This is a genomic window from Mucilaginibacter sp. UYP27, from assembly GCF_040547175.1.
In the GTDB taxonomy this organism is placed as follows: domain Bacteria; phylum Bacteroidota; class Bacteroidia; order Sphingobacteriales; family Sphingobacteriaceae; genus Mucilaginibacter.
Genome location: NZ_JBEPPE010000001.1, coordinates 1749733 through 1760149, shown reverse-complemented (window position 1 = coordinate 1760149; position 10417 = coordinate 1749733). Strand labels below are relative to the sequence as shown.

Annotated in this window: 11 protein-coding genes; 4 read left to right on the top strand and 7 right to left on the bottom strand. The window is 36.0% G+C overall.

All coding sequences use genetic code 11. The annotated features are described in order from the left end of the window. Positions 1-359 precede the first annotated feature (359 nt). From ABIB39_RS07825 to ABIB39_RS07815, 3 genes are all read right to left on the bottom strand, one after another. On the bottom strand, positions 360-1013 hold the full coding sequence (locus ABIB39_RS07825) for a hypothetical protein (protein ID WP_354428776.1): 654 nt from the start codon (positions 1011-1013) through the stop codon (positions 360-362). A gap of 48 nt (positions 1014-1061) precedes the next feature. Continuing rightward, complete coding sequence (locus ABIB39_RS07820; protein WP_354428775.1) at positions 1062-1550, bottom strand: hypothetical protein; 489 nt, start codon at positions 1548-1550, stop codon at positions 1062-1064. Between the two features lie 91 nt (positions 1551-1641). Next, complete coding sequence (locus tag ABIB39_RS07815) at positions 1642-2700, bottom strand: HNH endonuclease domain-containing protein (RefSeq protein ID WP_354428774.1); 1059 nt, start codon at positions 2698-2700, stop codon at positions 1642-1644. Between the two features lie 264 nt (positions 2701-2964). Between ABIB39_RS07815 and ABIB39_RS07810 the strand changes: the two genes are divergently transcribed. The 4 genes from ABIB39_RS07810 to ABIB39_RS07795 all read left to right on the top strand — a co-directional run bounded on the left by ABIB39_RS07810 (position 2965) and on the right by ABIB39_RS07795 (position 6475). After that, positions 2965-3525, top strand: a complete 561-nt coding sequence (locus ABIB39_RS07810) for an SHOCT domain-containing protein (RefSeq protein ID WP_354428773.1) — start codon at positions 2965-2967, stop codon at positions 3523-3525. A 115-nt stretch (positions 3526-3640) separates the two neighbouring features. Beyond that, complete coding sequence (locus tag ABIB39_RS07805; protein WP_354428771.1) at positions 3641-4804, top strand: S1/P1 nuclease; 1164 nt, start codon at positions 3641-3643, stop codon at positions 4802-4804. A gap of 294 nt (positions 4805-5098) precedes the next feature. Next, positions 5099-6184, top strand: a complete 1086-nt coding sequence (locus tag ABIB39_RS07800; protein WP_354428769.1) for an acyltransferase family protein — start codon at positions 5099-5101, stop codon at positions 6182-6184. A gap of 54 nt (positions 6185-6238) precedes the next feature. After that, the gene (locus ABIB39_RS07795) at positions 6239-6475 is read left to right on the top strand and encodes a hypothetical protein (RefSeq protein WP_354428767.1); all 237 of its coding nucleotides are present in this window, start codon (positions 6239-6241) and stop codon (positions 6473-6475) included. A gap of 20 nt (positions 6476-6495) precedes the next feature. Here ABIB39_RS07795 and ABIB39_RS07790 read toward each other — a convergent pair whose 3' ends face one another. From ABIB39_RS07790 to ABIB39_RS07775, 4 genes are all read right to left on the bottom strand, one after another. Then, positions 6496-7008 carry a hypothetical protein gene (locus tag ABIB39_RS07790; RefSeq protein WP_354428765.1) on the bottom strand — a complete coding sequence of 171 codons (513 nt, stop codon included), beginning with the start codon at positions 7006-7008 and terminating at the stop codon, positions 6496-6498. Continuing rightward, entirely contained in the window at positions 6989-7543 is a 555-nt protein-coding gene (locus ABIB39_RS07785) for an N-6 DNA methylase (protein ID WP_354428763.1), read from the bottom strand. Before ABIB39_RS07785 ends, ABIB39_RS07790 begins: the two co-directional genes overlap by 20 nt. A gap of 144 nt (positions 7544-7687) precedes the next feature. After that, positions 7688-8545, bottom strand: a complete 858-nt coding sequence (locus ABIB39_RS07780; RefSeq protein WP_354428761.1) for a DUF4435 domain-containing protein — start codon at positions 8543-8545, stop codon at positions 7688-7690. After that, a complete protein-coding gene (locus ABIB39_RS07775) occupies positions 8542-9936 on the bottom strand; it encodes an AAA family ATPase (protein WP_354428760.1) in 1395 nt (464 codons plus the stop codon). Before ABIB39_RS07775 ends, ABIB39_RS07780 begins: the two co-directional genes overlap by 4 nt. Positions 9937-10417: the final 481 nt, after the last annotated feature.

The window sequence follows — 10417 nt, the reverse complement described above, 5'->3', positions numbered from 1 at the left end:
AATTAATTATGGCAGCCTGACAGCCTGTAAGAGGCAATAAGGTCAAGGTGGAGAGCAAATAACTTTTAGGAACATGGAATAAATGGGTAGAGCAATGGCATCGTGGGTTTATGCCGTGAAAGCTCTAAATTTTTTGATACTACCTTGGATTGTGGGAGTAAGTGGGAAATGGCCACCGTTTGCGGCTTAACTGGCTAACTTTGCTTGCCAGTATTGATTATATTATGTATGTGTGGTGGGTTCCGCACATTTTTTATACAGAATAGATACTCTTATACCCTTTTGGAATGGAATGTAGGCGTTATTATAAATAGCCTCCCTTATTTTAGATAAGAGAGGCTTAAAGTCCGTAACTCCTTTTATAAGCTTACTTGCGACAAAACGGAATCAACCAGTTTGTTTACAAGTCCCTTTCTTCTTAAAAACCCAGGGTGATATGTACGAAACGTAAACTTTGGCAAATTCGGATGCCTGAGAACACAAAGTTCTTTTACATTCCAGCTATCGATAGCTATAAATTCAAGATCTCTGTAAAGGTTTTTCAACCGATAATCAGAATTATGGCTCGTGAAAAATACACAAATAGTAGGGTTAATAATTTTAATCTCTTCAATGATGATATCATCTAATTCACGAATTGGGCCTATTTGCTCTTCCGTCTTAGGTCTGCCACCCCGAACGTCAAATTTGTTTAAATTCAGTGCTGCACATGAATAGCGTGCATTACCAAGAGCCTCTTCCATCTTTCTAGCTACTGACCAAAACGGCGATGGATGTGTTTTGCCAACTTGGAATTCTTCATACGATTTCATTTGGCTAATAATGTCAGGATGGTTTTTCCAGCCATAAGTTTCTTGGCCAATTATGAGCAGCTTGTTGGCTTTTAGTAAGTATAGTTCAGTTGGCGAACTTAGATAAGGACCATGAATATCATGGTCTTTCAGAGTCTCTCTTACTAATTCAAATCGTGCTTCGTTTTCTGTGTAAAGGGCTTCTAATTGTTGAGTTAACATATAAGGTTTGTTTTATGTGTTTGGATTTCTTAAAATTATATTGATGGTTTACTTTTCGCAGAGCGCGATTAAGTTTTCAACAGCGGTTGTTATTGGAGTTAAGCGCGCTAACTGTTCATATTGTTGATGAGATGATAGTAAGCCTTTTAATATAATAATTTCTTGAAGGTGATGTTTTAAACTGATGTTGACTTTAGTTTTAGCCCTTTTGGTTAACTTATTAAACGCAGCAGCACTGTTGTTGATGTGTAACTTTATTAAGTTTAGGTCGTAGCTTTCCAGGAAAACATCGTTCTTAATTATAATAGTATTTTCAATGGTACCGAGCACAACTTTTGAACCTTTTGACATAGACGAGATCAATTTACTTAATGGATTATAGGCCTCGATTGAATTGTTATTTTCGTTGATTAGTACATAAAAATGCGGGGCTGATGCTACAACCTTTGAATTCGATACTTCGATAGAAGATATCACTTGATTGCCTTCATCATATACATTGAGGAAACCTTGATTGATAATTACTTTAGAAATCATAAAGAGTTTATTAAGTGAAATATTTTGAATTGCGCCCAAGGCTATAAACCCTTATAAAAGACGGATTCTTATTCACGGTAAGTTAAAGCCCTTAATTACCCTTAAAGTTCGTTTGGCTCAAGTATTCAAAGCCGTTATTGCTAGCTATGGTAACCAGCGGTTGTATCTGTTCAAAAAACTTCTCTTTATTAAAGTACGCGGTTGAAAGGTCAGGAAAGATAGTAAGGTAGTCTTGCAGAAATTTACTTTTAGGAAGTTTATAACTTATGACCTCTACAGCTTTCTGTTGAAGATTATAAAACGGTGTGAAGTGGCTTTCAAGAATAGGCAACTTGTCACTTTTCGTGCTATTGAAAGACCTATCAGCAGGAATTAGATTCCAAATCAAATCATGTGATACGAATGCGTAAGGCACAAAGTGCTCAACAGCATAATCTCCTATATGCAATGCCCGGTTTGTATAAATACAGTCGACGCTACCGAGTTCTTCAATTACTATATCCCAGTACTTCTTGCGTTGCTCATTTAGTGCTTTCCGAACAGGTAACTTAAAAAGTTTATTGGGTATGTCGGGAACGTTAGGGTTTTTTGATTGGAGATACATTGCCAGGTTCCAATAGCAAAAATCCTTTAACAAACGAGCATTCCTTTGTAGGTATGTAACCCAAGCCGGATTGATTTCTATCTGGTCTCTATACAAAGCATATAAACAATTATTGGTAAAAGATTGGGAAAGAGTGTATGCTAAACTTGAATTGTCGGCCTTGAACCAAGGACTCAGGAAGCGATGGGGCACTTCTGCATTGAAGTATTGCAATTCTTTATTCGTGTCCTTATGAGTGGTGCTCGACAATCGGCTAATTATTTTAAGTCGGTTCGCGTCTATTGTCAACCCCTCGATTAGTTTGATCCTCTCGACAGCTTTTTGTAACTGATCTTGTTTACCAAATGAAATATGAAAATAGTTAACTGTAAACCATGAATGGGCAACCATACTTATAAACAAATCTCGTTTACCGATGGTAGTGATGCCTGTCTCTACTTTTTCTAATATGGAAAGAAACCAGTAAAACTTATAGGTAGCTGATGTATTGTTAAAACTGGCAGCTAATAGATTTATAGGTAATTCCGGTTCGTAGGGTAGGTTCACATTGCTAAGATAAACCTATTCTTTAAAAGTTAGACTTCGAAACTGCCAGGAACGGTACCTTTTAGGAAAGAGGCTTATATTCTATCCTGAGTAGATGAATGTTGTTTTCTCCAACAACGGACGGTTGATTAAGATTTCCCAACTTCTTAAAGTAACTGGTTTTAATTAGTATCAGATGTAGTTTGGTATCGTATATTTTGTAAATTAGTTTTTCAAAAGAAATGTACAAATTCTAATTATAGAGTTACCTTAAACCTTAATTACATGAAAACAAAACTACTTCTAATGCTTTCAGCGGCATTATTCGCTGTTACTACCTGCTTTTCTCAAGAACTACCGATGATCAAAGGAGATACGCTGTATACAACGTCTGGATTCAAAATCATTAAAGGGCAAGATTTAAAAATTGGCACAGGGACGATGCCTGATGGCGATTTCAAGTTTATAAGAATAAATCAGGCCTCCTTATTTAGTTATTACTCCACAACCGGATATCAAGGATTAGCTAATCAAGCTAACGCACTATCAAGAGGCAAATCGGGCTCCTTAATGAAAGTAGCAAAGCTTCAAAAGAGAGGAAGTGAAAAGAAAGGGTTTATGTACTATGTTTTACTTTCAGGATTTACAAGATATGAGGTCGATGTTGAGAATGCGATAGCCGCTGGTGAGATCGTAGTACCTGATGAATATAAGTCGAAAAACACCATTGCGGCACAACCCGTAAGCGCAGCAGATGAGATTAAAAAGTACAAAGCGTTGCTAGATGCAGGTGCAATAACTCAAGCTGAATTCGATGCCAAGAAAAAGCAATTGTTGGGCTTATAAAACATAAGCGAAAGGAAAAATGAGAAACGCCAAGCTGAGGAGCCTGGCGTTTTTGTTTTATAACTAACTTACGATAGTTAACCTATTGTTTACGTTGCTTATTTACATTTGTCTTATGAGAAAGTACCTTGCCTTAAGCATCATCAGTTGCGTTTCCCTTTTCTTGATTTCCTGGGGAGTAGTCGGCCACAAAACAGTCGCAACAATTGCATACAACCACCTAACACCACAAGCAAAGGCAGCAGTAAAAGCTTTACTTGGTGATACAACAATGGCTGATGCAGCATCTTGGGCCGATCAAGTGCTTAGAGAGCCAACTTATAAACATACTTCATCCTGGCATTACTTAAATGTCCCTTTAGGTTTAAGCTATAAGACCTTCGCGGATTCGGTTACCCTGTCAAAAAACGAAAATGTTTATTCTGCGATTCAAAAAGCAATTCATGTTCTTAATCATCAAAACAATTCAATTGAAAAACAACGAGAGGCATTGAAGTTTTTAATTCACTTTGTTGGTGACTTACATCAACCGATGCACGTATCACGAAAGGAAGATAAGGGTGGTAACGCTATTCAAGTTCAATATGACGGTAAAGGGACAAATTTGCATTCGCTTTGGGATAGTAAGTTAATAGCCACTGAAGGCGACGATTTTACTCGAATGGCTGTTGACTATGACCAGGCCTCTTCAAAACAAATTCAACAATGGCAAGCTGATAAGCCAATGAAATGGCTTTGGGAAAGTTATCAGATAAGTACGAAGCTTTATGCTGAAGTTGCACAAAATAATAAGCTTGATCACAGCTACTATGAATCACACATCAATATCGTCCACGAGCGTATCGAGATGGCTGGAATCCGTTTAGCTGGTATTTTGAACGACGTTTTTAAAGGCGACAATTTTGAAGATGTAGTAGGCACTCTTGACGGAGCTGTTAACATAGACAAACAGTCAAAAATATTAGCTACTAATGCTACTAAACGTATAATTAGAAGTGTTGAAATTAAGGATATTGACAAGTGCGTTGGTCAGACAGTTCTAGTATGTGCTAAAGTTTACGGTTACAAAGTTTTTGAGAATATGACTTTATTAAATCTTGGAGCTGAATACCCTAACCAACTACTTACGGTTGTTCTTAAAGGGGAAGCCAAGAATAGATATGAAGGTTTAAATTCAATGACTGCATGTGTCACCGGTAAGGTAATAGAATATAAAGGCAAAGTAGAGATAGTTGTTACTAATCCTGATAATATCGGCTTGGCCGGCACCTTACATTAAACTTAAGACGCTAAGAACGCTCCCGTTAATGATTAGTGCTGCTTACCCAAATCAAGTACTAACTATTGTTTTAAAAGGTAATGCGCTTGAGGCCTATAACAAGATGGCTTGTGATGAAGTCGGTGCAATTGGTAAGGTAGTTCTTTATAAAGGTAAGCCTGAGATTATTGTAAGTGACCCCTTTAATTTGATCTGCAAATCAATCGTCTACTAGGCACTTTGAATATTTAACAGCTACATTGTAATTCGCTAACTGCGGTATTATTTTTAATTTTGTCGGTATAAACTAAAATATTGTCAATAACTACCGCGCCTAAAGAACTCCCAAAAGATAGAATTACTACACTTGATGGTTTTCGTTGCATCTGCATACTATGGGTGATGCTCTGCCATTATTTCGTGGCTTATACGCCAAACGAAACGGGAACGGATTTCTACCCCTTTCACGAAAGGTTTGTTCATATTGCTTTGATTAGGTATGGTCACTTAGGAGTACAATGTTTCTTTATCATTTCGGGTTTTGTAATTTTCATGACGCTTGAAAAAACGAAAAACATTAAGCAGTTTGTCATTAAGCGATTTATAAGGCTATGGCCGACACTATTTATTTGCTCGATCATTACATTTATAACATTAAGTATTATACCATACAACGGCTTACGCCCGGATATTTTTTCCTTTTTGCCGTCGCTAACCATTACACAACCTTATATATGGAACCGCTATTTTGGCATTAATACTCACTTCCTAGATAGTGTTGAATGGACTTTGGTTATTGAGGTTAGCTTTTACGCTATATCTTCAATCCTTTACTTCACTAACAAAAAAAGCTTTTTTAACAATTGGCTGATTTATTTAACGGTGCTTATAGCGCTGCACTTTGCTATTCAACCGTTAGGAAAAACTAAACTTAACTATTGGCTGGAATTGTATTTATTCCCAACACTGATGGTTTATTTTGCGGCAGGTATGTATTTATATATGCTATATGAAAAGCGCGCCTTGAAGCTTATACATCATCTTATAGTTGCTGTGCTCGTGGTAGTTCAGCTTGTCTTTTGGCAAAATATTGTAGAAGATATATTCATTCTTGCATTCTTAGGGCTGTTTTTCCTTTTTGTTTACAAACCGAAAGCAATCTCTTTTCTATCCAATGGCATCGTTACCAAAATAGGCTTGTGGAGCTATAGTATTTATTTGATACACAACTGGGTTGGAATTGCATTAATTAACAAATTTTCGGTGCTCTTTAAAACCGATTCCCCTGTGTTGATTATACTGCCAACAGTAGTAATCGTTGCCATATTAGTTGTAGTGATAGAAGCCTTAGCAAAGGCCCTCACAGACAAAATAATCAAGCCTATACTTTCTCGACTATGATTTTTGTTTTGTTAATCGCTAGCTTACCTTAGTTTAAGAAAGGAATAGAACAAAATGATACCTGATGAATTTGAGAGTTTAGATGAAGCTGAACAAGCAGATATTACTTGGAACGGTGTTTTTCTTGAAACGCGTATAGGATTTGGCTACAGGGTATTACTTTACTCTGTAAGCAATTTCTATGTAGAGATGTATTACAGTCCGTTGCTTAATGAGATATTCCAGATCAAAGCATTTAAAGATATTGAAGGGCTCGACCCTTATTTGAACAAGAAACGCCTGGCTGATTAAGCCAAGCGTTGAAAGTTCGATTAGTTAGCGTCTCCGAGTTGTAATTCATCAAGTCCATCAACAATCTTTTTAACAGATGAACCGTCTATATTACATGAGTAAAGTGAGCCTTTATCAGTAACCGTTGTCTTAGCTTGGAATATTAGCTTAGAAGCATCTTTCGTTAGTTTAAATGCACCACCATCGTTTACGTTAAACTCAACACCTGCTGGCAACACAATGTTGATCTTCTGATTTTGTGAACCATCTATATTTACTTTCCATATTTCTGTTTTAGTAGCGTTAAGTTTTGAGTATACCACTATGTCAGCAGATGTTGGTGAATTCGTCGATACAGCAGATATTTTACCTGTTGCATCAATTTTAATTGTGGTACCATCCGGTTTAACTAATCCAAGAGTGTTCGTAGTTGCGATTGGCGCACTTAAAGTAGGAGTTTCGGCAACCGCATCCTTTTTACAACTGATTTGAAATAAAACGATGGACAATGAGAAAGCGATTAGCACCACAGTGCTAAGTAGAATTTTTTTCATAAATGTGATAATTTTTAGTTGGCTCGAAGGTAGTTAAAGCATTGCACACTTCAAAACAGTGTGGCTTGTATACCATTAACAGATGCAATAATCTAACTGGTTGGAATAGTGTATCAAATATAGGTTTTGCGGCAGTACCTTTTAAATCATGTAGGCAGATGTAGCTTTCGTCAGCCTTGGCAAATTCTACAAAGTATGGCACATGATAGCCATTAACAATAGTTGTATTTGTCTTGTAACCTCTGTAAAATTCATTGCTAAGCGTATTTATGTGAGCAATCTCTCCAGTAAGAGAGTTAAGCATAATGTTTACTATTGCCATTTTGCAGCAGGTAATATCAAGGTCTGCACCATAAAAGTGAATATGCCGGTTTATCTTTGCAGCAGCAAGTAACATTCTACCTGAACCGCAAGCAGGGTCGCAGATGGTTTGACCTGGTCGTGAATTATCACCAATGCTCATTGCGCTCATCATATCACATATAGGTGTAGGTGTAAAATATTGTCCATTGTGGCCATTTGAAATTGCTTGCATACATAGTTCACCCAATGGGTCTTCGAAACCATCTGAAGGTCGCGAATGATGTTAATGAGCGATATAAGTTGGGTAACGTTAGGATGTGACTGGTAAATTTCCAGTGCTTAATTAATGCGAAGCTATTCACAAATAATCTGTTCTTTATTCATTTAAAGCACTTTTGAGAAAGCGTAGCTTTTTTAGATTGATTGTTTTAGCAAGACGTAAACGTAAGGTTTCCATCTTCAAATTGTAAGTTTCTTTGCCTTTTAATTTTTTAAATCGAAAGGCTAATAGAGGTAATAAATAGTCTTTGCCAGATACAATTTTGATAAGGGATTCAATATTGGAAGGCCATAAACTTCTACGGGTGTAGATTGTGTCGTTGTAATATTCGTCACTTGTTTTAGCAATAATATTGGTTCTTAAAGTGTTTATTAAACCTTCAACTTTGGCAATATCTAATACAGTTAAGCCTTTATCTTGCTTACATAAAGTTGCTACAGGAATTGAAACTGTTTTGGTGCCAAGGACGCATTCATGACAAATGGAGTAATGTAAAAATAGTTCTACAAGGATGTGAGCAATACCTTTAAGCCACTTTTCAAGACCTAAAGAAGCAGTAATTTTTTTCTTGTCAAGTATGACGCAATCATGAAGTGTTTCGATTATACCATCTTCGTCAATAAGTAAATTCTCTATACAATAATGATCAAGAACAAAAAGATGTTTTAAATCTTTACGATTGTTGTCAAATATCAAATCTAAGTCTCCATCAACAATGTATAATCTTTTGCGCTTTCTGTAGTCTTGGTCGGCTTCACATGCTGCAATGACTCGTTGTTTGCAGCCAAGTGATATGAGTTTATCAATTTTTACCTTTTCTATTACTAATCGATGCAAAAGAGATTTATAGAATTCTTCGTCATTTGAATCCTCTATAAAAACATCGATTTCGCTTTTAGATTTAAAAAACAAAGAAATTGTTGGAAGTACTTTGCTAGTATATCTAAGCATCATAGTTCCACGTTATGTAAATCAACACAAAATTGCTCGTTTTCAATAGCTCCAATTATAGTTGGTGAGTGTGTAGCCATTATAAATTGGGTGTTTGGACTTGCTTTCAGAATTGATGCCACAAAAATTTCTTGCCAACCAAGATGTAACGATAACTCTGGTTCGTCGATTATAAATACTTGACGTTTTGAGCCGAAGATAAGTTGTACTAACATCACCAGGATTTGTTTTTCTCCAGAAGATAATTCAAATATCGAAAATGGATCACCATTCGGAAAAGTAACTTCAATTATTCCGTTTTTCGTTATGCCAAGAATTTTGCCGCTATCTTTGAAAAACTCGTTTATAAGATCTTCAAAAATTATAAACATCTTATATGCTTCTTGAATTTTTGATTGTGCGTCTTCGTATAGTTTTATAATACTATCTATTCTTTGAAGTTGAGGAGAATTAATAAACCATTGTCTTAGTAGATTTAAGTAGTTACTCTTTGTTTTTTTTAGTAAGTCCTTATTCACCTCTTTCTTTAATTCTTTTTGAATTCTTTTTAATTCAATAAAATAATCTTTGATATTGGATTCTAAACCGGTTACATCTATGTTTTTTGAAGCCTCTGTAACTCGAATTTGCTTCGATTCCAAATCAACGTTATGATCAGTTTGGAAATTAAATGCATCATCCTTGATAATTGTAAATGATGAATAAATAATTTCATTCTTTAATTTGGATGAGATTTGGGCTTGTTTTTGAGAATAATCTAAAAATGCAGTCTTAACAAGGTTTTCGACGTCTAATAAGCTTTCATGTAAATTACCTTTAATACTTTGAGTAAAGTCTCGATCACGGGTATATGTGTCAAAATTAATTAAATCTATTTCGCTACCTATATGTATTCTACGATCAAGTCCTAAAAATATCGGCGTTATCAAACTCCTGATTTTTTCAACAACATCTAATTCCAAAAAGTGACTTTCGTACCGTGAATATCGATTTACAATTTGGGTTTTTTCGAACCTACTCAGATTTTCAATTTGACCCTTAGGAATATTTATTCCTTTAATTGTACCTTGAAGAATTGTGTCAACATTATTATCAACAGTAAGGGTTAGTCTTACTTTATCTCCATCTAAAGATTCAGCTTTAACGCCAATCATCTGCGATTCAGATTCGCAAACAACTTCAGCAAAATCGTATTTTATTTGAGTGAGATTAAACCAACTAGGACTTAACAGGCCTAGAATAAGTCTTACAGCAGTTGTTTTACCTGATCCATTATTACCGATTAAAAAATTTAAGTTACTGTCGAAAACGGCGTTAAAATTTAGATACCCATGTACGCCAGAAGCTTTAAAGCTGTTTAATTTCACTTGATATTTAGGTTTAGTATATTGCATATATAAGCATTTTTTTACAATAGGTAATAGTAAATAACAATATCGTTCTTATTAGCGAACCTACCTGCGAACAGAGCAAAACGTCTGTGAAGGGAGAGCCGATAGGCGGCTTCACAGAATGCTTCACAAAAGGCTGGCGTTGCATTTGTCCTGGTGGGCTGTGTAGTGGCAAACTCAAATGCCATGACAGCATTGAAGCGTTTTGCGAGATGCAGGTGAGCTAAAATTATGATGAGCGTATAGACTTTTAAATGTTGAGCGAAAACAAAGCTTTAGCGTAGTTACAGCGATGCGTTTAAAAGGATAGCAAGAGCGAATGTGAAGTGGCGACTCTCCGAAAATCAAATCGAATGACAAGCCGGCATCGACGGTTAAGCGTTAATGTGCTTTGAAAAAGCTTATTGATGCTTAACGAAGCTTGGCGTGATGGTTTGATGAGGTTAGAGCAACGTAACACCTATCTTCCTGGTGTGTGAAAGGC

Coding starts and splice junctions, on each gene's coding strand:
- ABIB39_RS07825 (WP_354428776.1), bottom strand. CDS start 1,013: ATGTTAACTCAACAATTAGAAGCCCTTTACACAGAAAACGAAGCACGA.
- ABIB39_RS07820 (WP_354428775.1), bottom strand. CDS start 1,550: ATGATTTCTAAAGTAATTATCAATCAAGGTTTCCTCAATGTATATGAT.
- ABIB39_RS07810 (WP_354428773.1), top strand. CDS start 2,965: ATGAAAACAAAACTACTTCTAATGCTTTCAGCGGCATTATTCGCTGTT.
- ABIB39_RS07805 (WP_354428771.1), top strand. CDS start 3,641: ATGAGAAAGTACCTTGCCTTAAGCATCATCAGTTGCGTTTCCCTTTTC.
- ABIB39_RS07795 (WP_354428767.1), top strand. CDS start 6,239: ATGATACCTGATGAATTTGAGAGTTTAGATGAAGCTGAACAAGCAGAT.
- ABIB39_RS07790 (WP_354428765.1), bottom strand. CDS start 7,008: ATGAAAAAAATTCTACTTAGCACTGTGGTGCTAATCGCTTTCTCATTG.
- ABIB39_RS07785 (WP_354428763.1), bottom strand. CDS start 7,543: ATGCAAGCAATTTCAAATGGCCACAATGGACAATATTTTACACCTACA.
- ABIB39_RS07780 (WP_354428761.1), bottom strand. CDS start 8,545: ATGATGCTTAGATATACTAGCAAAGTACTTCCAACAATTTCTTTGTTT.
- ABIB39_RS07775 (WP_354428760.1), bottom strand. CDS start 9,936: ATGCAATATACTAAACCTAAATATCAAGTGAAATTAAACAGCTTTAAA.